Origin of the sequence: Maribacter algae, from assembly GCF_047345745.1 — a bacterium.
In the GTDB taxonomy this organism is placed as follows: domain Bacteria; phylum Bacteroidota; class Bacteroidia; order Flavobacteriales; family Flavobacteriaceae; genus Maribacter.
The window spans coordinates 981759-1005389 of record NZ_JBLFES010000001.1; the positions used below are offsets into that span (position 1 = coordinate 981759).

Genomic DNA, 23631 nt, shown 5'->3' on the forward strand with positions numbered 1-23631 from the left:
TGGTCAAATACGATGCCAATAAAGAATACGCCGTATTTTCTGCAATTTTGTCATTAGATGACTGTTACTTTATGAATTAAGAAACATCAAGGATTTTTGTAGAAACTCAGTGGGGTTTTCAGCGTGCAGCCAATGTCCAGCGTTGGAAATGGTCGCTATAGTCGCCAAAGGAAAATGTCTTTTTATGACTGTCGTATCGGCATCAGAAACATATTCGGATCTATCCCCTCTTAAAAATAGCGTTGGGCCATCAAAAGAGTCGGTACTGTTGATGTTCTCTCCGACCTCTTCCAGCTTTTCACTTAGTACTTCAAGATTAAATCTAAAGGCCAATTTCTTTTCTTCGTTCCAATACAGGTTTTTTAACAGAAATTGGCGTACACCAAAATGGGTAAGGTGTTCTTTTAGTTGTGTGTCGGCATCGGTTCGGGAAGCTACCTTTGAAAAATCTAAGGCCAGTAGTCCATTAATAATCTCTTGATGATGGGGAGGATAAAACTTTGGGGCAATGTCCGCCACCAAAAGCTTGTCCATGAAATTGGGATAGGTGCAGGCAAATTGCATGGCCGTTTTGCCTCCCATGGAATGCCCAATAATACTGGTTTTTTCAATATGGTGGGTACTCAAATATTGTTTTAAATCCTCCGCTAGGAAATCGTAATTAAAATCAAGGGAATGAAAACTTTTGCCATGATTCCTTTGGTCAATAAGATGTACTTCAAAGCCATTCTCGGCATAAGAAGTTCCCAATGTTTTCCAATTATCGGACATGCCCAGAAAACCGTGCAATATGCAAAGCGGTTTTCCTTGACCTAGTATTTTTGAGTGTAAAATAGGATTCATTTTAATTTGTTCAGATACATGTTGACCACGTTGTCCAGCCCTAAGTATATTGATTCACAGATAAGTGCATGACCTATGGAAACTTCCAACAGATTGGGAATGTTTTTTTTGAAATATTCAATATTGTCCAAGCTCAGGTCATGGCCTGCATTAATACCTATTTCCAACTCGTTTGCTTTTATGGCAGCCTGTGTAAAATCTTTCACGGCGTTTTTTGGGTCATTGGCATATCCTACGGCATAACTTTCCGTGTAGAGTTCAATGCGGTCCGTTCCCGTTTTTTTTGCGCCTTCCACTATTTTTACATCTGGGTCAACGAAAATTGAGGTGCGTATTCCTGCATTTTTAAAAGTTGTTATGACTTCGGTCAAAAAATCCTTGTGTTTAACCGTATCCCAACCGGCATTGGAAGTAATGGCGTCAACGGCATCAGGTACTAAGGTCACTTGGGTAGGTTTTACCTCTAAAACCAAATCGATAAATTTCGGGTTTGGATTTCCTTCAATATTATATTCTGTAGTAACGATATTCTTCAAATCGCGCGCATCTTGATAGCGAATATGGCGCTCATCCGGTCTTGGATGAATGGTGATTCCTTGGGCACCAAAGCGTTCAATATCCTCGGCAACTTTCAAAAGGTCGGGCACATTACCGCCTCTGGCATTCCGCAAGGTGGCTATTTTATTCACGTTAACGCTAAGTTTGGTCATATTATCGATTTTGATGTAAAGCGAATCCAAAAATACAAATAAGGCATGCTTTTTGACATTATAAATTGCTAATTTGCGTTATAATTATCGTTATGAATATTCAAAATCATCTAATCACAAATATTCCCGTTTTCGAAATTGACGAAAGCTTTGAAAAAGTCTTGGAGTTTTTCAAGGAAAATACCTTTTCCCATGTGGCGATAGTCGAAAAAGGCAGATTTGTGGGTACTTTTTCTGAAAATGATGCAGAAATCGTTGAGGCAAATACTAAGATTGATGCTCACCGATACGATTTGGAAGCTTTTTTTGTTCGGAAAGAGACCAATTGGTTAGATGTTTTGGAAGGCTTTGCCAGAAATGAAGCCAATTTGCTTCCCATTATAAACACCGATGAGCAAGTTATTGGCTATTATGATTTAACGGATATCGTTTCCGTATTCATAGATACACCATTTTTTACCGACCCAGGTAACATTTTGGTAGTTGCTACAGGTATAAAGGATTATTCTTTCAGTGAAATAGCCCAAATAGTGGAAAGCAATAATGCCAAGTTCATTGGAGGTTTTATTACAGATGTTCAAAACGACGTAGTTCAGGTTACGGTCAAAATCAGTACGGAAAACTTTAATGAAGTGGTGCAGACCTTTAGAAGGTACAATTATCATATATTATTCGGGAACAGTGATGACCAATTCTTGGAAGACCTGAAGGAACGCTCGGATTATTTGGACAAATACTTAAATGTCTAAGATGAAAGTTGCCGTTTACGGACAAACATATCAAGATGATGCCATTGAATTTTTGGTAGAACTTTTGGACGAACTTAAAAATGAAGCAGCGGAGGTCTACATAGAGGAAGATTTTTTTACGCTGTACCAACAAAAAGGTTATAAAGAAACTTATCAAACCTTTTCTTCTACAAACGGTTTGGATGCTACATTTGATATGTTCGTAAGTTTTGGGGGCGATGGTACGATCCTTAGGGCGACCACTTTCGTGAAAGATTTAGGAATTCCGATAGTAGGGGTGAATACCGGGAGATTGGGCTTTTTGTCCACATTCAAAAAAGAAGACGTCAGAAAAGTTGTCAAGGAATTTGTTCAAGGTGCCTACACTATTGTTGAAAGAAGTCTTGTTCAGTTGAATACGGAATCTTTAGATGCTCAATTTGGGGATTTGAATTTCGCCCTAAATGAGATTACGGTCAGTAGAAAGGACACCACTTCAATGATCACTGTAGAGACACACCTTAATGGGGAATATTTAACCTCCTATTGGGCAGATGGTCTAATTGTCTCTACGCCTACAGGTTCTACAGGCTATTCATTGAGTTGTGGAGGTCCCGTAATAGTTCCAACGGCAAAATCGCTTGTATTGACTCCTATTGCTCCGCACAATCTTAGCGCAAGACCCTTGGTGATTTCTGACGACACCATAATTAGGCTAAAAGTGTCGGGCAGGGAAGAAAACCATTTGGTATCTCTGGATAGCAGGATAGCCTCACTGGAAAATGGACAGGAGCTTTCTATCAAAAAAGCCCCGTTTACCATTAAAATGATAGAATATACTTCTGAGAACTTTTTAAAAACACTTCGGAATAAATTATTGTGGGGCGAGGATAAGCGTAATTGACCGAGCAAAACAATAAATGCCTTTAAATGTTGTTTACCTTTTGAGAACATGCATGAACAAATGTGGTGATTTTAAATTGCCTAAATTTTGATAAATTATTAGTGCAACTATGCGAAAGATTGCTTTTGTGATACTTTTTTTTACGTTATTGGGTCTTAGGGCCCAGACTTATGAAGTAGGTGTTTTTGCCGGAGGTGCCAATGTGATCGGGGACGTAGGTCGAACTAATTTTATTCTACCTTCAAATTTGGCGTTCGGTGGTTTGTTCAAGTGGAACAAAAGTAAAAGATATGCATGGCGGGGCAGTCTTACCTATGGAAAATTCACCGCAAACGACAATAAAGCGAGTACCAATTCTAGAAGACAGCGTGGTTATGTGGCCGATAACTCCGTATTGGAGGCGTCTGCAGGCTTGGAATTCAATTTCGTGGAATACAACCTTCATAAATTAGGTCCGGCCTTTACTCCATATATTTATACCGGTGCCACCTATTTTAGGTATGATTATAATTTTTTCAATGATGTTGGGGAATTTGTATATGCAAACCAAAAAGATGGTGGTTTTGCCATACCAATGATCGTGGGTGTGAAGTATCGTATCAATCAGTTTCTTATTTTTGGTGCAGAAATTGGTGCCAGATACACTTTTACGGACAATCTGGATGCCAGTAATCCAGTAAAGCTCAATGTAAGTGAGTTTTTTAATCCTAGCTTTGGAAACGTGTTCAGTGATGACTGGTACGTTTTTTCTGGATTAACACTGACTTATACTTTCGGAAGAAAGCCTTGCATGGATTGCTTTGAGTAAATCACAACATGGACAAAATAGAAGATATTGCCAAGCATAATTTGCCAATACACTTGGCGATAATTATGGATGGTAATGGCAGATGGGCAAAAGAAAAGGGCAAACACAGGGTTTTTGGTCACGAAAACGGTGTAAAAACAGTGAGGGCCGTCGTCGAAAACTGTGTTCAAATAGGAGTTAAATACTTAACACTCTATACATTTTCTACAGAAAATTGGAACAGACCCAAACTAGAAGTGGAGACGCTAATGCGTCTTTTGGTCTCTTCGCTCAGAAAAGAACTTAAAACTTTTAACAAAAACAATATTCGTCTCAATACGATCGGTAACATTTCTGCACTACCGTCCAAAGCCAGAAAAGAGTTGTTGGAGGTGATGGAAAAAACCAAGGAAAACACGGCTATGACTTTGACACTGGCCCTCAGCTATGGTTCTCGGGAAGAGATACAATCGGCTGTAAGGGAGATTGCTTTCAAAGTTAAAAATAATATAATTTCGCCCGAAAATATTGATGAAACCATTATAAATAACCATCTTTACACGCAAAATTTACCAGACGTAGACTTGCTTATCCGTACTAGTGGAGAACATCGGATCAGCAATTTTTTATTATGGCAGATAGCATACGCCGAATTATATTTTATTGATGTATTTTGGCCCGATTTTAGTGAGCATCATTTGGTAGAGGCCATAAAAAATTACCAGAACAGAGAAAGAAGATTTGGAAAAACTAGCGAACAACTCATCTAAAGATATGACCAGGTTCATATCCTTGAACCAATTACTTACCACTTTACTATTACTTTTTATAACGTTATCATCCGCACAAGAAATTTCCTATGAGAACGGCAAAAGCTATATTCTCGGCGGTTTGGAAGTTACTGGTTTGGAAAGTTACAATGAGCAAACCGTAAAGACTTATACAGGCTTACGGGTTGGACAGCCCATTACGATTCCTGGAGAGCAAATAAGCGCGGTCATCAATAAATTATGGGGACTGGAGCTCTTTACGACCATCGATTTTTATATTACCAATATCGAGGATAACACTGTTTTTCTTGAACTCAATATTATAGAAAGGCCAACACTTACAGATGTAACTTTTTACGGTGTAAAAACAAGAAAAATAGATGAACTCGTAAAGGATACAGATCTTAAAAAGGGTAAAAAGATTACCGAAAGTCTTATTTCCAATACTAAAAACTACCTTACCAATAAGTACAAGAAACAAGGGTACTTAAATACACAAGTTAATATCGCTACAAAAAAAGATACTTCTGAAACCAATGCCCAAAGTATGGTCATTAATATCAAAAAGGGAGATAAGGTAAAGATAAAGGATATCGTCTTTGAAGGGAACGAAAAACTGACTAACAAAAAATTGCGCAAAGCCTTAAAGAAGACCAAGAAGAAACAATTGGGTCGTTTTTGGAAAAAGTCCAAATACATTCAAAAAGAGTATGAAGAGGATTTAGGCTTGTTGATTGACAAGTACGCTGAAAATGGTTTTAGGGATGCCCGTATCATTTCCGATACATTGATCAAGGTAGATGAAAATAATATTGAACTCAAGATAAAGGTTGAGGAAGGAAATAAATACTATTTTGGCGATATAGATTTTGTTGGCAATACCGTATATACGGACCGTCAACTTTCTTCAGTGTTGGGAATTAAAAAAGGGGCTACCTATAACGGTGTGTTGTTGCGTGAACGCATCGCCGATAATTCAAAGCCCGATCCTAATGATGTAACGAGCCTTTATCAAAATAATGGCTATCTGTTCTCTCAGATAAATCCTGTTGAAGTTTCTGCGGCCAATGATACGATCAACTTTGAAATTAGAATCATAGAAGGTAAGGAAACCTTTTTAGACCATGTTACCGTAAGCGGTAATGACAAAACCAATGATCATGTAATCTTCCGTGAACTTAGAACCAGACCTGGACAGAAATACAATAAGTCGGATATTATCCGTAGTATTCGTGAACTGGGCCAGTTGGGTTTCTTTGATGCGGAACAAATAACTCCAGATGTACAAAATGCCAACCCTAATGAAGGTACGGTAGATTTGGGTTGGAATTTGGTAGAGTCGGGCTCCAGTCAGATAGAATTGCAAGGAGGTTACGGTGGCGGAGGTTTTATAGGAACCTTAGGGCTGTCCTTTAATAATTTCTCCATTCAAAATTTATTCAAGGGAGAGGCCTATAAACCCGTTCCTATGGGAGATGGTCAGACTTTTGCGCTAAGGGTACAGGCCAGTAGAACCTTTAGGGTGTATAGTTTAAATTTTGCGGAACCATGGTTGGGAGGAAAAAAACCGGTACGGTTTAACTTAAGCTTGTCAAGAACACAGCAATTTGCCGCTTCTTTTGGAGGTAGAAATGGTATAGAAGTAAATAAGGACCAACAGTTTTCCATTACCGGGGTAAGTGTTGGGTTGGCAAAACGGGTACAGTGGCCAGATGATTTCTTTACGATTTCACATTCTTTGGGATATCAATTGTATGATTTTAGAAATTATAATATAGGGCTGTTCAATTTTGGAAACGGTAAGGCCAATTCCTTGGCCTATACATTGGGGATATCAAGAAACGCCGTTCAAGGAGGGCGTATTTTTCCTAGAGGAGGTTCCAATTTTGAGATTACGGCTAAATTCACGCCGCCTTATTCCTTATTTAGCAATAAAGATTTTAGAGGTTTGACAAATCGTAGCGAAGAATTGCAGCCCATTGTAAACGGGCAAAGAGCGAGCGGTATTCAGACATCCCCTGAAATTACCGAATTGGAAGAGGTAGATCAGGAACGTTTTAGATTATTGGAATTTTATAAAGTTAAATTCAAAGGAGATTGGTACACCCCTTTGGTAGGCGACTTGGTCTTGCGTACCAATGCTGAATTTGGATTCTTGGGCAATTATAATAGCGATATCGGTGATGTGCCCTTTGAGCGATTTTTCGTTGGAGGAGACGGTCTAGGAAACTTTACATTAGATGGGCGAGATGTAGTGCAGCTAAGGGGGTATGAGAATCAATCCATAACACCTATAAGTCCAGGAAGTACGAGGGCAGATGGGGGGCTTATTTATAATAAATTCTCTATGGAATTAAGATACCCGCTGACCTTAAAACCTTCCGCTTCTATTTATGGTCTTGCCTTTTTGGAAGGTGGTAACGCTTTCAACAATTTTCAGTCATTTAATCCGTTTCAATTAAAACGATCGGCCGGTGTGGGGCTTCGCATTTTTATGCCGGCGTTTGGACTTTTGGGAATAGACTTTGGTTATGGGTTTGATGAAGACTTAAGACCTTCTTCTATTGGACGTGGTGCAAACGGCTGGGAAACACACTTCATTATTGGCCAACAGTTTTAATTATAGTTGAATTATATCATTGTGCTCTATGCTAACCCTTTCATTTTAAAAGTTTTAGTAATTTTGGCACGATATTTTCTATTGGATTAAACGATATCAAAAATGAAGTCAAAAACAAAGGTTCTTTTTTTATTGGTTGCCTTTTTTGGAGTGGCGGTGGCAGTAGCTCAGAGAGGCGTTAGAATTGCTTATGTGGATATGGAGTATATTCTGGAAAATGTAGAGGAGTACAGGGACGCTACAGAACAATTGGGTACTAAAGTACAGAAATGGAAGGTAGAGATCGAGCAGAAGCAAAGTAAGGTGGAGCAAATGAAGAAGGACTTAATGGCGGAGAAAGTGTTGTTGACACCCGAACTGATTTCAGAACGGGAAGAAGAGATTCAGATTTTGGAAAAGGAAATGTTGGAATACCAACAAGACCGTTTTGGACCGCAAGGAGATTTGGTCCTACAAAAAAGAAGGTTGATACAGCCCATACAGGACCAAGTCTTTAATGAGGTTCAAAAACTAGGTGCCAATAAAAAGTATGATTTTATTTTTGATAAATCAGCGGATGTCGTAATGTTGTACTCCCAAAAAAGGCATGACATTAGCGACTTGGTTTTAAGGGGAATAGCTAGGACGAGAAAAATAAGTAAACCTAAGAAAAAACCGAATAGAAGGGTTTTGGAAGAAGAGGATATTGAGGAAGAAAAGGAATTAACGGAAGCCCTCAAAGACCGTCTGGAGAAAGCGAAACAGGCCGATGAAGCGAGAACGAAAACTGCGGATGAACGTAGGGCGGAACAGCTGAAGTTGAGGGAAGAAAGAAAGAAGGCTTATGAGGAACGTCGCAAGAAACTGTTAGAGGAAAGGGAAGCGAGAAAAAAAGCAAAGGAAGAGGAACGAAAGAAGAATACGGATAAAAAAGACAATTAGTAAATCAGTAACCATTAATTAATACTCAAATTAAGAATTAAATCTAAACTCATGAAAAATGTAAAAAGAATAGCGGTAGCATTGATGTTGTTTGTAGCGGCTACCAGTTTTGTGAACGCACAAAGTAAAGTAGCTCATATAGATGTTACGCAACTACTTGCCGCGATGCCGGAGATGAAAGCTGCCGAAGCCGAACTCAAAAAATTATCCGAAACATACCAAGCGGATATTCAAGCTTCTATGACAGAGTTACGTAATAAGTATACGCAATATCAGAACGAAGCAGCTTCCAAATCAAAGGAGGAGAATGAAAAGAGAGCAGTAGAATTGCAAGGCATGGAGAAGACCGTTGGGGAATTTCAACAAAATGCGCAGCAGGAAATCCAAAAGAAACAAGCGGAACTTTTTGCTCCAATTTCAGAAAAAGCAAAAGCAGCTATTGATAAAGTTGCGGCAGCCCAAGGTTTTGATTATGTAATAGATTCTCAACCCCAAGGTGGGCTTATTGTTGCAAAAGGAAAAGACCTTTTGGCAGACGTTAAGAAAGAACTTGGGTTCTAATATTACTATACAAGTAAATAAAAAGCCATTCATTTAGAATGGCTTTTTTTATGGCATTAGTTTTTGCTTTATTCCCCGCCAACGAAGCTTGCGAATATATTCACCTTCTTTGGGCGAAACTAGAAAAGGAGTGTTTTCTTTTTTTGCTTCAAAATAACCGTACATATTATCGATAAAAGCAGCTTTTTTCCGCTGTTTTATGGCCATTTTTATAGAGGCGATAAAAGTTATCCAAAAGCCATAACGCATCGTGTACATGGCCCTTCCTTGTAGCAATTTGGCTTTGGAATTATAAGCATTTCCGGTTGGTCTTAAATGTTTTACCTTCAAAGTAGCGTCGGTATAAATTTCAAACCCATGATATTGCGCCAAAAGCTCATCTATTGTATCCCATCCCATAGCATTTTTTAACCCCCCTATTGCCTTAAAACAATTTTTGGAATAGGATTTTAAAGCACCTCTAACGTGTTTTTTGTTCATAGGGTGGTTCAATGCCCATTCACCTGTTTCATCTTCTTCGTAAATAAATCCGCCTGCTACACCTATATTAGGATTCCCTTTGATGGCAAATGCTATTTTCTCAAAATAATTAGAAGGTAAAATTACATCAGCATCGAGTTTTGTTAGGAAGTCATAATCATCGTCCAATACGGTCAATCCTTTGTTAAAAGCGTTTATAACCTTGCTGCCGGGCATATGCTCGGCAGTGGATACCGTATTCAAGGGCGTTATAATAGGACTTCTTGATGCGAATTCGCTTATGATATCCGCAGTAGCATCCGTAGAATTGTCATTCACTACGACCACCTTTGCGGGCAATATTGTTTGTGCCAGAACGGAACTGAGTGTTTTGGCTATAAAGGAAGCTTCATTGTGAGCGGGAATGATGATGTAGTACCTCACTTTTTTGTTCTTTCAGCATATACGATATAATATCTGGGCGTGAAGCTACGTAGCAATGGCCGTATGCCTAATTTCTTGACCGGATTTGTCCATTTTGCCCTATCTTTTATGGACCATCCTGATTTCTCCAGTAGCCAATCAAATTGCCAATCCTCAAATTCGTGATAATGCCTGTCCCAAGGATCTGTTTTACTTTGATATGCGTTGGAGAACCATAATTTTAATGGAATGCTCGCCACTAATTTATTGGCCCTTATTTCTCTTAGGACGTTAAAAGGGGCCAAGAGATGTTCAAAAATTTCAAATGCCGTAACCACATCCGCATCTGAAGTGATGACCGAACTAAAATCTACATCTAAATCCTCACCCTTCGTATTGGAAACACTATAACCCTGCTCCTGCATAATTTTAGAAAACGGATTTTCAACACCCAAATCGAGAATAGCTTCTTTAGGACCAATATGCTTTTGTAAAAAAGAAAGCGTATTCTGAAAACGTTTATTAGGATAAGTTTTCTCGTACATTAAAAGAATGGTTCAAACTTTATAAACTATGGCGTTTATGTTCATACCTGCGCCAACGCTTGCAAAGATAATAACATCTCCTTTGTGTATTTCTTGATTTTTAACTTTTCCGGTTTTAATTAAATCCAATAGGGTAGGTACGGTGGCTACAGAGCTATTTCCAAGTTTTCCAATGCTCATGGGCATGATATCATCTGGAGCCTCCATATTGTATAATCCGTAAAACCTATTAACAATGGCCTCGTCCATTTTTTCGTTCGCTTGATGAATTAATATTTTTTTCACTTCTTGAATCGTGACACCACTATTGTCCAAACAATCTTTCATGGCCTGTGGAACATGGGTCACTGCAAATTCATAGATTTTCCTGCCGTACATTTTTATATATTTTGTAGTGGCTTCCGAAGGACTATACGATTTTCCATAAAATAGAAAAAAGGCTTCGTCATAAGTGAACGTTGCGCTGGAGTGTGAAAGAATTTCACCCTGATTTTTAGATTGGGAAATAATGGCGGCACCGGCACCATCCGAGTAGATCATAGAATCGCGGTCATGCGGGTCCACGATACGCGATAAGGTCTCTGCACCGATGACCAAACAATTTGTAGCGATTCCACTTTTTATAAATGCATTGGCCTGAATAACGCCTTCTATCCAACCCGGACAACCAAAAAGCATGTCATACGCTACACACTTAGGATTTTTGATGCGGAGATGATGTTTTACGCGAGATGCCAAGCTCGGTAACATATCACTCTGGTGTTGCCCATGGGAAACATCCCCAAAATTATGGGCTACGATGATATAATCTATGGTTTCCTTATCAATTTTGGCATCTTCAATTGCTTTTTCCGAAGCAAGAAATGCGATATCCGAAGTATTTAGACCTTTTTCTACATAACGTCTTTCCTCAATTCCGGTGATTGCCTTAAATTTTTCAATGATGATGGTATTTTCATTTTTGAAAGGTGTTCCATCGGCATTTAAAAATTCTTGGCTTTCAAAATCTTGATTTTTTATGGTCTGTCCAGGAATATAGCTCCCTGTTCCTATTATTCCTATTGACATGGTATCGAGTTAGTTGGTGTTTTAAGTTAGGGTGCTTAAAATCAAATATTATGCACGCATAATAATTTATACGATGCCCACGGCTTTGTTTCATGAAGAAGGACATAAAAAAAAGCCCTTCCGAAATATCAAAAAGGCTTGTAGGTATTGTTATTGTTATGTTTTCTACGCTTCTGCATACGCTTCAATGGGTGCGCAGGTACATATCAAATTCCGGTCGCCAAATGCTTCATCAGCGCGTCTTACCGTTGGCCAGAACTTATTTTCGGATACAAAATCCAATGGGAACGCTGCTTTCTGACGGGAATAGGGAAAGTCCCATTGATCGGAAGTGACCATGCCCAAGGTATGCGGCGCATTTTTTAGCACGTTGTTTTCTTCATCCTTATGCGCTTCATCAATTTCAATTCTTATAGAAAGCATGGCTTCGCAAAAACGGTCTAATTCTGCCAGTCCTTCACTTTCTGTTGGTTCTATCATCATAGTTCCTGCCACGGGAAAAGAAACCGTAGGCGCATGAAAGCCATAATCCATCAATCTTTTGGCGATGTCTGTCACTTCAATGCCATTTTCTTTAAAAGGACGACAATCTATAATCATTTCATGGGCGGCCCTACCTTTTTCTCCGGTGTATAGTACCTCATAGGCCCCGTTGAGCCTTTCTTTAATATAATTGGCATTCAAGATGGCATATTTAGTGGCATCGGTAACACCTTTTGCTCCGAGCATTTTAATGTATCCATAGGAAATCAAGCAGGCCAAGGCACTTCCCCATGGGGCTCCCGATATAGCGGTAATGGCATTTTCACCTCCTGTTTTCACCAATGGATTGGAGGGAAGGAAAGGTTTTAGTTGTTCTGCCACACAAATGGGTCCAACGCCGGGTCCACCGCCACCATGCGGAATGGCAAAGGTCTTATGTAAATTTAAGTGACACACATCGGCCCCAATGGTAGCTGGGTTGGTAAGGCCTACTTGGGCGTTCATGTTGGCACCGTCCATATATACTTGACCACCATACTCATGAATCAAAGAGGTGATGTATTTGATGGAGGACTCAAAAACACCGTGTGTAGAGGGATAAGTGACCATTAACGCAGCCAAATTTTCAGCATGCTCTTTTACTTTTTCCTCTAAATCGATAACATCAATATTTCCTTTTTCATCTGTTTTGGTTACCACCACTTTCATTCCGGCCATCACCGCAGAAGCGGGATTTGTACCGTGGGCAGAGGCAGGAATTATACATATATTCCTGTGATGGTCCCCCCTTGATCGGTGATACGCTCTAATGGTCATTAAACCTGCGAATTCTCCTTGCGCTCCGGAATTGGGTTGTAACGAGGTACCTGCAAAGCCGGTAATTATATTGAGTTGCTCCTCTAGTTCTTTAAGAACCAATTGATATCCTTTGGCTTGGTCCAATGGTACAAAGGGGTGAATATTTCCCCAGTTGGCCCAGCTCAGTGGTAACATTTCAGAAGCAGCATTTAATTTCATGGTACAACTTCCCAAAGAAATCATGGAATGATTCAAGGCCAAATCCTTGCGCTCCAATTTTTTGATGTAACGCATCAATTCGGTCTCCGAATGATATGTGTTAAAAACCTCCTGTTGTAAGAAGGTAGAAGTGCGCCTCAAGTTTTCGGGAATAATGTCTTCTAAATCATCTTGTGGGTAGGAATCATCATTGATTCCCTGAGACTCTAGGAAACATGTGACCAAAGGTCTTATATCTTTTTCGGAGAAAGCTTCGTTCAAAGAAATGGAGACAGTTTCGTCATCGATATAATTAAGGTTGATTTTCTTTGATTCTGATATGGTTTTAAGCGATTCTAAGTTCTGGACCTTAATCTTTATTGTATCGAAAAAACAGGTGTTTACCTGTTCAAAACCAAAAGCGGTCAACCTTTTGGCTACTATTTGGGCGTTGTTATGTATTTTTTCGGCAATATATTTTAATCCTTTTGGGCCGTGATACACGCCATACATTCCTGCCATGACCGCCAGCAAAACTTGTGCGGTACAAATATTGGAAGTTGCTTTGTCCCTTTTAATGTGCTGTTCCCTTGTCTGTAATGCCATCCTTAGGGCGCGGTTACCGTCGGTATCTTTTGTGACACCGATGATTCTTCCGGGTATATTTCTTTTATAATCCGGTTTGGTCGCAAAAAATGCGGCATGTGGCCCGCCATAACCCAATGGAATTCCAAAACGTTGTGTGGTGCCTACGACTACATCTACGCCCCATTCTCCGGGAGGTGTCAACATGGCCAAACTTAAAAGGTCTGCCGCTACGGCTACTTTTATTTCATTTTCGTTGGCTTTACAAACAAAATCAGCATAATCATTCACTTGGCCATATTTTCCCGGATATTGTAACAATGCACCAAAATACTCTTTGGTAAACCTGAAATTTTCAGGACTGTCAACGACCAGTTCTATATTTAGCGGTACGGAACGTGTTTGTAACAAACTTAACGTCTGGGGGAGCACTTCATCGGACACAAAGAATTTAAGAACACCTTCTTTTTTTTGACTTCTACTGCGCACATCAAAAAGCATGGTCATGGCTTCCGCCGCCGCAGTGCTTTCATCCAATAAAGAAGCATTTGCTACTTCCATTCCGGTCAAGTCGCAAATCATGGTCTGATAATTTAGGAGTGCTTCTAATCTCCCTTGGGCTATTTCTGCTTGGTAGGGCGTATAGGCCGTATACCAGCCCGGGTTTTCCAAAATATTTCTTTTGATGACCGAGGGGGTCAGACTTTCATGGTATCCCAAGCCAATATATGATTTGTACACTTTGTTTTCGTTGGACAAATTTTCCAAAAGTCCTAAAAACTCATGTTCGCTAATGGCGGGGGCCAAATTTAGACTTTCCTTTAATCGTATATCCGTTGGAATGGTCTGGTCTATGAGTTCATCTAGATTTTCAACTCCAACGGTATCGAGCATTTTTTCCAAATCCGATTCCTGTATACCTATATGGCGGGATGCAAACACGTCAGTCTTCATATTTCTAAGAATTAGTCGGGCAAAATTAACAATAAAATCTGTCTAAAATGACACTTTTCCAGGCACTTGACCGAAACTTTTCAACCAAAAATATAGGTTATAAACACTTTGGCTATTTTTGTTTAATGAAGTGGATGAAGCGGATTTTTGACTTTTACCTAGATGCCAGTATACATGTTGCTTTTGCAGTATTTTCGTTAGTCCAGATAACATGGCTTACTTTAAACATTCCTTCCGATAAACACCTTTCCTGGTTTTTATTCTTCGGGACTATTTCGTGTTATAATTTTATTAAATACGGTGTTGAGGCCGAAAAATACTTGCTTGTTGCCAATAGATATCATAAAAACATTCAATTATTAAGTTTTATAGCTTCGGGACTGGCCCTTTATCACGCTTATTACTTAAGTATTGCTATTTGGTCGGGACTCGTAATTTTAGTGCTTTTAACCGTTTTGTATGCTGTTCCATTACTTCCCAATGCAAAAAACCTAAGAAGTTGGGGAGGACTAAAAATCTTTATCGTTGCGCTTGTTTGGTCAGGCGCTACAGTGATACTTCCCGGTATTTCGGTACATGATTCGGTTCCCTGGGATATTGGGGTAGAAGCCTTTCAACGATTTTTATTAGTGCTAATATTGTTGATTCCCTTTGAGATACGGGACTTGCAATATGACCAAAAAGAACTGAGGACAATACCCCAGCACTACGGTGTAACCAAAACAAAAATATTCGGGGCATTTTTAGTATTGCTATTCTTTTTTGGCACCTTTTTAAAGGATAGGATAGGATATAACGAACTGCTTGGAAAAGGAATGCTATTCTTGGGCCTAGGCTGCTTGATGTACAAGACAAAACGGCAACAATCCAAATATTTTGCTTCTTTTTGGGTAGAAGGTATTCCAGTAATTTGGTATGTTATACTAGTGTTTTTGGAATACACATTTAGCCCTCACTTTGCAATCGCTGTTTCATCTTAAGCTTTTCTTGTTCCGAAAGGCTGTTCAAGTTTGCTTTATCGCATAATGAGGTAAATTGTGTATTCTTGCTAGAATATTTTGAGCAAGTCTTACACACTAGCAAATGAAATTTGAGTTTCATTTTTTCTATAAAACTCGCCTCTCCATACTGGGCTTTATTGCAAATTAATGTAGCTTTTTCGCAAGGAGTCATATTTTAAAACCAATTTTGATTAAGGCATCCCATCAGGGCCGTCCTGGCCCTATGAATCATTACCCAAAGATTTGACGGATTAATTTGCAATTCATTACAAATATCTTCCGTACTAATTCCCTGAATGGTTTTCATGGTAAAGACCATAGATTGCTTTTTGGGAAGTTTGGCGATACATTCTTGAATGGCCAAGCCCAATTCTTCGTTTTCCATCGTACTGTTTTCAAAGGAACTAAAAGGGTCCGCTACTTGTTCTTCTAACCAATCTCCTTCAACATCGCTGTTGGAACTGTAGTTCATGCGAACCTCCGCTTTGCCTTTGTTGGAGTTTATTTTTCGATAATGATCTATTACCTTTCTTTTTAAAATGGCAATCAACCATGTGCGCTCTGCGGCATCACCCTTGTAATTTTTGGCGGATTTTAGGCCGGCCAAAAAAGTTTCGGATACCAAATCTTTGGCTATTTCGCCATTGCTGACCCTTCCCACTGCATAATTGAAAAGGTAATCTGCATAATTATCTACCCATTTATTGGGCTCCAATTTGTGTGTGCTCATATTTTTACCGTGCTTTTCAAAAGTAATTGAATTTGATTTAACTATCCTCATATTTTCATGACGTTCCTGATATTTTAATGCGGGCATAATGTTTATTTTTGGTTAAAAGGAAGAATTATGAAATACTACCCTATACTGTTACTATTCGTTACAATGAAATTAACTTGTGCCCAAAGTAACTCAAAACATATCACAGAATTTTCACATAACGATGCTAAAACGGGGATATTAATAGACGTTCGTACTCCTGAGGAGTTTCAGGCCGGTCATCTGGACAATGCTTTGAATATAAATTGGTTCGATGCTGATTTTGAGAAACAGATCAAGGGTATTGACAAGAAAAAAACCGTTTATGTATACTGTAAAAAGGGAGGCAGAAGCCTAAAGGCCCAAGAAAAATTGATTTCCATGGGTTTTTTACAAGTTGTTAACCTAGAAGGAGGTTATGATGCGTGGCAGAACCAAAAAACAGATTAAAGGGCTTCACTATTTTCAGTGAACATATTTTCAGTACTGTATCAACAATAAAAATCTTACTGGGTAAACGGGTTTTAAATGGTCTCTACTTTTATTTTCCGCGCTACAAGATACTAAACTTAAATACCTGAATCTAGGGATGCAGTTTAAAAAATAGCATCTTATTTTTGCCCTAAATCGAAAAGAAAATATACTAAAAACCCAACTTAAATGTATTCTAAATCATTCTTAATTCTATTTATAACACTGTTGTCCTTTGGTCTTTTTGCACAAAACGATACCATCTACTATGATTCCCAATGGAAAAAAACCGTAAAGGATAGTGCATCATTTTTTAGACCTCCGGTACAAAAAGAAGGTATCCTTTTTAGAGTAAAGGATTATTACATATCGGGGCAAATACAAATGAGCGCCTTATCTAAAAGTGCGGACAAAGATGTTTGGCAAGGGCAAGTGACTTGGTATAACGAAGATGGTAGCGTTTTTCAGCAGGGGGATTATGTAGACAACCGTAGGGAAGGTGATTTTATAACCTATTTGGGAAAAAAGCGATTGGTGGCCAAGTTTGAAGACGGGTACATTGTTTCGGGACAACAAAATATGCTCTTCGGCGGTAGAAATATGTACACGGAATACGTGGGGGATACGATTGTAACCACTATTTATGATAAAAACCTTGAAGGAATTAGACATGAACGCTATGGGATTAAGGATAAATTTGAAGTGTATTCAAAATATTACGGTAATGATGGAGCTTATCTTGGGAAAAAAGAAGTATTGTCCGATGGTAGCATAAAAGGAGTTGAGGTCTTCTATTGCTACAATCCTATGCAAGTACAGGAAATAAGGTATTATGAAAACGGAAAATTATTAGGTAGCACTACGTATTATCCAAACGGACGGCTTAGAGAACTTTTTGTCCAAAAACCGGAATATTCCAAAACCTTTTATACCCCGGAAGGAAAAGAATTTGGGAAAATCACCTATAAAATGGGTAGGGATTATTTAAAACCTTTTGACGGAACAGAGTATTACTTTTCATACAGTAAAGGCGGTGTTATTTCTTCTATTCCTGATGGAAAACGCGTGTTCGAAAACGGGATTATTCAAGAAGAGGAACAACGCTATGAAAATCAGAAATTAAAGCGAAAGACTTTTTACGAAAATGGAGGAAAAGAACTCATGATAAGTTATGATGAGAACAGTAATGAGATAGGTAGGATTACCTATAATAATTATGCTCCAGTGGACGGCATAGAAATTTTTGACAATAGGACCATAACCTATAAAGAGGGTAAGGTAATCGAGGAAATAGATTTTTATAGAGATACCGATAAAAAATTCAGCGTAAAAACTAGGACTACAGAAAGATATTTTGACAAGGACGGAACACAAATAGCCGAAATGAAATTGGATACTACCCAAAGCTATTCCAAACCTTTTGAAGGGAAAAGGATTTATAAAGGCTATGAAGGTGATATCTCTAGCATAGAAGAGTATAAAAACGGCTTTTTATATGAAAGAACAAGGTATAGACTTCGTAAAATTAGTGATACGGAACGCAAAAAATTCAAACGTGTAGAAAGGTATGGTAAAGATAGTTTCGATAAAATAAAAGAAATCCGTTTCTATAGCAACGGCAACATACAAAGTGATATAGATTATGTGGGTTATAAAGAGACAAAAGGTTCTTTTTATGATGATAAAGGAGCACTGCTGGGAAGCTATGATTACAACAAAAAAGAAGGTGTCCTATATGAGTTTTTCGACGATTCCGACGAGTTGAAGAAGATGCAAATTTTTAAAGGAGGTAAAGAAGTGCGTTTAAAGAATTATGATTATGGTCCAAACAATACATATGGTCAAATTATTCCCGTACTTGTGGAAGATATAGATGTTTCTTGTTGTGCCAGTTTTTATAATCGCAACGGTGAGCTTTTGGCATCTTTTACATATAAGGACGGTAAGCCATGGGAAGGAACGGCCTATGACCGTAATAGCGGAACAAAATATACCATAAAGGAAGGAAAGCGAAACGGGCTTTATCAAAAACTGGATTACGACCAAAGTGTTCTTGAAGAAGGTAAGTTTAAAGACGATAAAGAAGAAGGTATTTTCAAGTACTACGATACCAGAGGCGTATTGCTGAGAGAACAAAATTACATTGCGGGTGTATTGAATGGTAAATCGGTCTATTATGACACCGATGGCAAAATCACCAGTAGTTTGGTCTATCGGCAAGGGAAACCGTACGATGGTACGCTTGTTCTACAAGAATATTATGGGAAAAGTAGAGGGCAGGAGACCTATAAAGAAGGTAAATTGACTAAAAAAGTGAGCTTTGGCGATAACGGAAAGAGCATCACTACATATGGCCAAAATGACATAGCGAATACCGTCGCCTATTACAAGGATTCGGAAAAGAAAAGATTGGAATATACTATAGACAGATACAAATTAAAAGGAAATGTTATACGATATGATACCAATGGAAAAGAACAACATCGCGCGATGTTTGCCGACGGTAATTTAATTAGTGGCACCGTTTATTTGACACCTTATAATTACAGCTCGGATATTACCCATATGGTGCTCAACAAAAAGGATGAGACTGTAAAGGTAGAATTCATAAATAAAGACGGAGAGACCGTATTTCAGGCCAAAGAAAAACTACCCAAGAACAAGTATGACAGTTACATTAACAAACTCAATATTTACCTGGATAATCTAGATGCAGGAAGGCTTTATTGATTTTATTGTTCTTCCAATAGAATTAAATTAGAGAGTTGCGCCTGTATTTGTGCCTCAGTAAGACCTGCTTCCAATTCACTGTGATATAGGTAACGGAGTACTTGTTCCTCAATGGAAAGAATATCGTGCGATGGGTCAACTGAAGAACACATAAAGCTATTTTCGCTTTCGCATAGATTAGAGTGCCCCAATCCTATGCTATGTCCCAATTCATGTTTAAAAAGAACTTCGGATGCGCTGGAAACCCATATGCGTGCTTCAGAAATAACTCGATTTGAAAAACTACTTGAGGCGTAGCCATCAAAATTCCCTCCGTTCACGATTTCAAAAATATCTGGCCAAAGACTTTCCAATTCCGATTTGGCACCAAAATAAAGTATTGCGTTGGCCATAGTTTCATTCTCTGTAATTGTAATGGTAAAATCGCTATCGGTAAATAACGTATTCATATCCGCTAGGGCAGTAGTTACGGAAGCCCTGTAATCGTCAGAAATAGCACCGTCCAAATACAATTGAATGGATGTCCCCCATTTTATAGTGCTATCAAGTGGTGAATTGTTAGGACCTTTCCACAAGGTTAAAAAGGAAAAATAATCCACTAACTCTTGCTGAGCATCGTTTAAGATGTCATATTCGTCAACATTGGTAATGGTGAGCGAGCTTTCAAGATCAACAATCATGGTGCCGTCAAAAACTGAAACCGTAAAAGGGACATCCTCACCGGTCTCAAAGTCCAAGATCAAGTTTTCACCTACGGATAATTCGCCCGTACTTTCATCAATATTTATATCAAAATCAGAGTCGATTGTGTAAGTTAGTTCATCCTCGTTTGCATCTGTGGCCTCCACAGTTCCAATAACAGTTCCCGAAATACTGTGTTCCGCAATCTGAAATGTGGTAGAATTAATGACCGGTGCACTATTTTCAATATCTGCTATTAACTCGTCTTTATCCGTACTACAGGCTAAAACTAAACATCCCAGAAAAATTGGGGATATAATTCTTTTGATTCTCAGATGGGTCATAATTAAATTCTTTGAGTCGAAAATAGACAATGCTCTATGGCAACAGAAGTATATGTTGTAAAGGCTGCCATAAATGTGGTGAATAGTTAAAGCGGCAGTGTTACAAAATGGGAATACTATTTTGTTATGATGACAATAGCTCTTAGAGCAGCATCTTTCTTGTTTTATTCAGCAAGTAATCCTGCCCGTTCCAATAATGCTTCAACTTTAGGTTCGGCTCCACGGAATCTTTTGTACAATACCATTGGATTTTCTGTACCACCTTTGGACAAAACGTGTTCCTTGAATTTAGAAGCCACTTCCGTGTTGAAAATACCTTCTTCTTTAAAGTAGGCAAAGGCATCGGCATCCAGAACTTCGGCCCACTTATAACTGTAATAGCCGGAAGAATAACCCCCTTGAAATATATGGGAAAATGACGTGCTCATACAGGTTTCAGGCGTGTCCGGATAAAGGTTTGTGCCCTTAAAGGCTTGTTCCTCGTACGTTTTTACATTATTAATTGGATTAGGGTCCGTACCATGCCAGGCCATATCCAAAAGTCCAAAACTCAATTGTCTCAGGGTTTGCATGCCTTCTTGAAAGGTAGCAGATGCTTTTATTTTTGTAATCAAATTCATTGGGATTACCGCGCCTGTTTCATAATGTTTGGCGAAAAGTTCCAAGGCTTCTTTCTCATAACACCAATTTTCCATTACCTGACTGGGCAATTCCACAAAATCCCAGTAAACGGAGGTTCCAGAAAGACTTGGATAGGTGGTATTGGCCAACATTCCATGAAGTCCGTGTCCAAATTCATGAAACAAGGTTGTAACTTCATTAAAGGTAAGCAGGGACGGTTTCGTTTCCGTAGAAGGCGTAAAATTACATACATTGGAAACGTGCGGCCGCACGTTTTCCCCATCTTTTTTCCATTGGGATTTGAACGATGTCATCCAAGCGCCACCTCGTTTTCCGGCCCGCGGATGAAAATCGGCATAAAAGACGGATATGAAATTCTTGTCCAAGTCGTAAACCATATAGGTCTTGACTTCCTCGTGGTATTTGTCTATGTCAAAAACTTCTTCAAACTGCAGCCCGAACAGTTTTTCAGCCACTTTAAAAACCCCGTCAATTACATTTTCTAATTTAAAATAGGGTTTCAATTGCTCGTCATCCAAGCTGAATAGCTTTTGTTTTAGTTTTTCCGAATAATAGGAACCGTCCCACTTTTCTAATCTGTCTATTCCATCCAACTTTTTGGCGAAAGCCTCTAGTTGGGAAAATTCCTTTTCAGCGGCAGGTTTTGCTTTCTCCAAAAGTTCATTTAAAAAGGAATGGACTTTCTCCGGGGTTTCTGCCATGCGCTCTTCCAGCACAAAATGCGCATGGGTTTTGTAGCCTAACAAATTGGCCCGTTCATGCCTTAGTTTGGCAATTTGTAGTACATTTTTCTGATTATCTAGTTCGTCATTGTGGAATCCTTTACTTCCAAAAGCAATGGAAAGTTCTTTTCTCAAAGCTCTGTTTTTTCCATATTTCATGAAAGGAATGTAGCTGGGGTAGTCCAAGGTCAACATCCATCCGGATGCTTTGCCTTTTGATTTTGCCAATTGTGCGGCGGCCTCTTTTGCCCCGTCCGGTAACCCCTCCAAATCTTTCTCATCAGTGAGGTGTTTTTGATATTTGTTGGTTTCGGCAAGTACGTTTTCCCCGAATTTGAGTTTTAATTTGGAAAGTTCCGCATCGATTTCCCGTAGCCTTTTCTTTTTGTCATCCGAAAGATTGGCCCCGTTTCTACTAAAACTTTTGTAGCGTTTATCAAGTAACGTATGTTGCTCAACGGATAAGTTCAGCTTTTCTTTTTGCTCGTAAACGGTCTTGATTCTTTTGAACAAATCTTCATTTAGGGTGATGTCGTTCCCGAATTCCGAAAGTAGGGGAGATACCTCTTGTGCTATTTTCTGAATTTCATCATTGGTTTCGGCCGAATTCAAATTGAAAAATACGCTTGAAATCCTGTCCAGTTGCTGACCGGAAAACTCCAAAGCTTCAATCGTGTTTTCAAAAGTCGGAGCAGCGGTATTGGAAGTTATGGCATCTATTTCCGCTCTGGCATCTTTCATGGCCTGTAAAAATGCGGGTTTAAAATGCTCGTTTTTGATTTTTGAGAATGGTGCGGTATCAAAATGGGTAAGTAATGGATTCATAAAAAGTTTATGAGTTTATATAAATTCGTTTTAGGTTTATGCTGTTCCAAATTTCAGATGAAAAAAGTAGTTTACTTTTACCTGCTTGGTCTGCTAACTTTTAGATTTTCTGTTTGCAATATTGGTTTTGACCAGATTGTATTCCCCCTTTGGGGGTTAGGGGGCTTTTTTACTGTTCACTGATTTCGCTCCATCAATTACCTTCTGCTTTAATCCTTCTTTGTATAATATAATTTTATCCAAAATACATTTATCGGAAGAACCGATGATTTGTGCTGCAAGAATCCCGGCATTTTTGGCGCCATCTAGCGCAACGGTAGCTACGGGAACGCCTCCCGGCATTTGAAGAATGGAAAGAACGGAATCCCAGCCATCAATGGAGTTGCTGCTTTTAACCGGTACGCCAATAACGGGCAAAGGGGACATAGATGCTACCATCCCCGGCAAGTGTGCGGCACCGCCCGCTCCGGCAATAATGACGGAGTATCCGTTAGTATGGGCATTTTTACTGAAATCGAACAGTTTTTCCGGAGTACGGTGCGCAGAAACAATATCCACATCTACTTCAATATCAAAACCTTTTAAAATATCTATGGCATCTTGCATTACGGGTAAGTCACTGGTACTTCCCATGACAACGGCTACTTTACTCATAATTCTAATTTGTGTTTTTTCTAAATACTCTAAAGCTAACCGAGTCATCTCCGCCGAACGCCAAGATTAGTTCATCTTGTGTTATTGATTGTACTATAGCGGTAAATGATAGGTCAACACATTCAAATGCAATAAATAATTTGTCTTTTTTAAAATCATAATTACCTTCTAGACAATCTAAGTGTCTATCGGTTGAAACAACAGCATCGGTTTTAAAGGTATAGGTATATGAAAAAGGACTATCACACGTGAAAGTATCACTGATAAAGCTAGATTCACAAGATTCTATATATTCCCATTGGCCCAGAATTAAATTTGGCCACTCCGGTGTGGGTTCTATTTTGGTGGTTATTCTAATTTGTTTTTCCGCTGCTTTATCTTCTTTAGAACAAGAAAAACACAAAATTGCCAGAAATGAAAAAATTAGTATTTGACCCTTCATAAATC

Annotated in this window: 21 protein-coding genes; 10 read left to right on the top strand and 11 right to left on the bottom strand. The window is 38.9% G+C overall.

The genetic code is table 11. The annotated features are described in order from the left end of the window. Positions 1–69: 69 nt before the first annotated feature. Both ACKWBX_RS04235 and ACKWBX_RS04240 read right to left on the bottom strand, forming a co-directional pair. Positions 70–843, bottom strand: a complete 774-nt coding sequence (locus ACKWBX_RS04235; RefSeq protein ID WP_413967407.1) for an alpha/beta fold hydrolase — start codon at positions 841–843, stop codon at positions 70–72. Continuing rightward, positions 840–1553: a pyridoxine 5'-phosphate synthase gene (locus tag ACKWBX_RS04240; protein WP_413967408.1), complete on the bottom strand. Its 714-nt coding sequence runs from the start codon at positions 1551–1553 to the stop codon at positions 840–842. The genes ACKWBX_RS04235 and ACKWBX_RS04240 overlap by 4 nt, the downstream gene beginning before the upstream one ends. 92 nt (positions 1554–1645) lie before the next feature. On the opposite strand from ACKWBX_RS04240, the gene ACKWBX_RS04245 reads away from it, so the two are divergent. From ACKWBX_RS04245 to ACKWBX_RS04275, 7 genes are all read left to right on the top strand, one after another. After that, positions 1646–2302 (top strand): CBS domain-containing protein, encoded by a 657-nt coding sequence (locus ACKWBX_RS04245; protein ID WP_413967409.1) that lies wholly within the window; start codon positions 1646–1648, stop codon positions 2300–2302. Between the two features lies 1 nt (position 2303). Beyond that, positions 2304–3185, top strand: coding sequence for an NAD kinase (locus ACKWBX_RS04250; protein WP_413967410.1), 882 nt, complete (start codon positions 2304–2306; stop codon positions 3183–3185). A gap of 109 nt (positions 3186–3294) precedes the next feature. Beyond that, positions 3295–3993, top strand: a complete 699-nt coding sequence (gene porG / locus ACKWBX_RS04255; protein ID WP_413967411.1) for a type IX secretion system protein PorG — start codon at positions 3295–3297, stop codon at positions 3991–3993. 8 nt (positions 3994–4001) lie between these two features. After that, positions 4002–4742, top strand: a complete 741-nt coding sequence (locus ACKWBX_RS04260) for an isoprenyl transferase (RefSeq protein ID WP_413967412.1) — start codon at positions 4002–4004, stop codon at positions 4740–4742. Between the two features lie 4 nt (positions 4743–4746). Next, positions 4747–7362 (top strand): BamA/OMP85 family outer membrane protein, encoded by a 2616-nt coding sequence (locus tag ACKWBX_RS04265; RefSeq protein ID WP_413967413.1) that lies wholly within the window; start codon positions 4747–4749, stop codon positions 7360–7362. A 102-nt stretch (positions 7363–7464) separates the two neighbouring features. Next, entirely contained in the window at positions 7465–8283 is an 819-nt protein-coding gene (locus ACKWBX_RS04270) for an OmpH/Skp family outer membrane protein (protein ID WP_413967414.1), read from the top strand. Between the two features lie 51 nt (positions 8284–8334). Next, positions 8335–8844: an OmpH/Skp family outer membrane protein gene (locus ACKWBX_RS04275; RefSeq protein ID WP_413967415.1), complete on the top strand. Its 510-nt coding sequence runs from the start codon at positions 8335–8337 to the stop codon at positions 8842–8844. A gap of 48 nt (positions 8845–8892) precedes the next feature. Here ACKWBX_RS04275 and ACKWBX_RS04280 read toward each other — a convergent pair whose 3' ends face one another. From ACKWBX_RS04280 to gcvP, 4 genes are all read right to left on the bottom strand, one after another. Further along, the gene (locus ACKWBX_RS04280; protein ID WP_413967416.1) at positions 8893–9747 is read right to left on the bottom strand and encodes a glycosyltransferase; all 855 of its coding nucleotides are present in this window, start codon (positions 9745–9747) and stop codon (positions 8893–8895) included. Next, positions 9744–10271, bottom strand: a complete 528-nt coding sequence (locus ACKWBX_RS04285) for a methyltransferase domain-containing protein (RefSeq protein WP_413967417.1) — start codon at positions 10269–10271, stop codon at positions 9744–9746. Before ACKWBX_RS04285 ends, ACKWBX_RS04280 begins: the two co-directional genes overlap by 4 nt. A gap of 12 nt (positions 10272–10283) precedes the next feature. Further along, entirely contained in the window at positions 10284–11339 is a 1056-nt protein-coding gene (locus ACKWBX_RS04290; protein WP_413967418.1) for a 3-oxoacyl-ACP synthase III family protein, read from the bottom strand. Positions 11340–11504: 165 nt separating this feature from the next. Then, on the bottom strand, positions 11505–14357 hold the full coding sequence (gcvP, locus tag ACKWBX_RS04295) for an aminomethyl-transferring glycine dehydrogenase (RefSeq protein ID WP_413967419.1): 2853 nt from the start codon (positions 14355–14357) through the stop codon (positions 11505–11507). A 47-nt stretch (positions 14358–14404) separates the two neighbouring features. On the opposite strand from gcvP, the gene ACKWBX_RS04300 reads away from it, so the two are divergent. Then, on the top strand, positions 14405–15337 hold the full coding sequence (locus ACKWBX_RS04300) for a UbiA prenyltransferase family protein (protein WP_413967420.1): 933 nt from the start codon (positions 14405–14407) through the stop codon (positions 15335–15337). A 196-nt stretch (positions 15338–15533) separates the two neighbouring features. Here ACKWBX_RS04300 and ACKWBX_RS04305 read toward each other — a convergent pair whose 3' ends face one another. Continuing rightward, positions 15534–16088 (bottom strand): sigma-70 family RNA polymerase sigma factor, encoded by a 555-nt coding sequence (locus ACKWBX_RS04305; RefSeq protein ID WP_413967982.1) that lies wholly within the window; start codon positions 16086–16088, stop codon positions 15534–15536. Between the two features lie 117 nt (positions 16089–16205). Between ACKWBX_RS04305 and ACKWBX_RS04310 the strand changes: the two genes are divergently transcribed. Next, the gene (locus tag ACKWBX_RS04310; RefSeq protein WP_413967421.1) at positions 16206–16565 is read left to right on the top strand and encodes a rhodanese-like domain-containing protein; all 360 of its coding nucleotides are present in this window, start codon (positions 16206–16208) and stop codon (positions 16563–16565) included. A gap of 210 nt (positions 16566–16775) precedes the next feature. Next, entirely contained in the window at positions 16776–19316 is a 2541-nt protein-coding gene (locus ACKWBX_RS04315) for a toxin-antitoxin system YwqK family antitoxin (RefSeq protein WP_413967422.1), read from the top strand. Between the two features lie 2 nt (positions 19317–19318). Here ACKWBX_RS04315 and ACKWBX_RS04320 read toward each other — a convergent pair whose 3' ends face one another. The 4 genes from ACKWBX_RS04320 to ACKWBX_RS04335 form a co-directional block, all read right to left on the bottom strand. Beyond that, positions 19319–20341 carry a hypothetical protein gene (locus ACKWBX_RS04320; protein WP_413967423.1) on the bottom strand — a complete coding sequence of 341 codons (1023 nt, stop codon included), beginning with the start codon at positions 20339–20341 and terminating at the stop codon, positions 19319–19321. A gap of 164 nt (positions 20342–20505) precedes the next feature. Beyond that, positions 20506–22530, bottom strand: a complete 2025-nt coding sequence (locus ACKWBX_RS04325; RefSeq protein ID WP_413967424.1) for a M3 family metallopeptidase — start codon at positions 22528–22530, stop codon at positions 20506–20508. Between the two features lie 156 nt (positions 22531–22686). Beyond that, positions 22687–23184 (bottom strand): 5-(carboxyamino)imidazole ribonucleotide mutase, encoded by a 498-nt coding sequence (purE, locus tag ACKWBX_RS04330; RefSeq protein ID WP_413967425.1) that lies wholly within the window; start codon positions 23182–23184, stop codon positions 22687–22689. Positions 23185–23188: 4 nt separating this feature from the next. Then, complete coding sequence (locus ACKWBX_RS04335) at positions 23189–23626, bottom strand: hypothetical protein (protein WP_413967426.1); 438 nt, start codon at positions 23624–23626, stop codon at positions 23189–23191. Positions 23627–23631 lie beyond the last annotated feature (5 nt).

Bases quoted from the DNA above. Each gene is read 5' to 3' on its own strand.
- ACKWBX_RS04250 (WP_413967410.1), top strand. From the start codon at position 2,304: ATGAAAGTTGCCGTTTACGGACAAACATATCAAGATGATGCCATTGAA.
- ACKWBX_RS04315 (WP_413967422.1), top strand. From the start codon at position 16,776: ATGTATTCTAAATCATTCTTAATTCTATTTATAACACTGTTGTCCTTT.
- ACKWBX_RS04240 (WP_413967408.1), bottom strand. From the start codon at position 1,553: ATGACCAAACTTAGCGTTAACGTGAATAAAATAGCCACCTTGCGGAAT.
- ACKWBX_RS04325 (WP_413967424.1), bottom strand. From the start codon at position 22,530: ATGAATCCATTACTTACCCATTTTGATACCGCACCATTCTCAAAAATC.
- ACKWBX_RS04235 (WP_413967407.1), bottom strand. From the start codon at position 843: ATGAATCCTATTTTACACTCAAAAATACTAGGTCAAGGAAAACCGCTT.
- ACKWBX_RS04285 (WP_413967417.1), bottom strand. From the start codon at position 10,271: ATGTACGAGAAAACTTATCCTAATAAACGTTTTCAGAATACGCTTTCT.
- ACKWBX_RS04270 (WP_413967414.1), top strand. From the start codon at position 7,465: ATGAAGTCAAAAACAAAGGTTCTTTTTTTATTGGTTGCCTTTTTTGGA.
- ACKWBX_RS04335 (WP_413967426.1), bottom strand. From the start codon at position 23,626: ATGAAGGGTCAAATACTAATTTTTTCATTTCTGGCAATTTTGTGTTTT.
- ACKWBX_RS04265 (WP_413967413.1), top strand. From the start codon at position 4,747: ATGACCAGGTTCATATCCTTGAACCAATTACTTACCACTTTACTATTA.
- ACKWBX_RS04275 (WP_413967415.1), top strand. From the start codon at position 8,335: ATGAAAAATGTAAAAAGAATAGCGGTAGCATTGATGTTGTTTGTAGCG.
- porG (WP_413967411.1), top strand. From the start codon at position 3,295: ATGCGAAAGATTGCTTTTGTGATACTTTTTTTTACGTTATTGGGTCTT.
- ACKWBX_RS04320 (WP_413967423.1), bottom strand. From the start codon at position 20,341: ATGACCCATCTGAGAATCAAAAGAATTATATCCCCAATTTTTCTGGGA.
- ACKWBX_RS04290 (WP_413967418.1), bottom strand. From the start codon at position 11,339: ATGTCAATAGGAATAATAGGAACAGGGAGCTATATTCCTGGACAGACC.
- ACKWBX_RS04300 (WP_413967420.1), top strand. From the start codon at position 14,405: ATGACACTTTTCCAGGCACTTGACCGAAACTTTTCAACCAAAAATATA.
- gcvP (WP_413967419.1), bottom strand. From the start codon at position 14,357: ATGAAGACTGACGTGTTTGCATCCCGCCATATAGGTATACAGGAATCG.
- purE (WP_413967425.1), bottom strand. From the start codon at position 23,184: ATGAGTAAAGTAGCCGTTGTCATGGGAAGTACCAGTGACTTACCCGTA.
- ACKWBX_RS04260 (WP_413967412.1), top strand. From the start codon at position 4,002: ATGGACAAAATAGAAGATATTGCCAAGCATAATTTGCCAATACACTTG.
- ACKWBX_RS04305 (WP_413967982.1), bottom strand. From the start codon at position 16,088: ATGAGCACACACAAATTGGAGCCCAATAAATGGGTAGATAATTATGCA.
- ACKWBX_RS04245 (WP_413967409.1), top strand. From the start codon at position 1,646: ATGAATATTCAAAATCATCTAATCACAAATATTCCCGTTTTCGAAATT.
- ACKWBX_RS04310 (WP_413967421.1), top strand. From the start codon at position 16,206: ATGAAATACTACCCTATACTGTTACTATTCGTTACAATGAAATTAACT.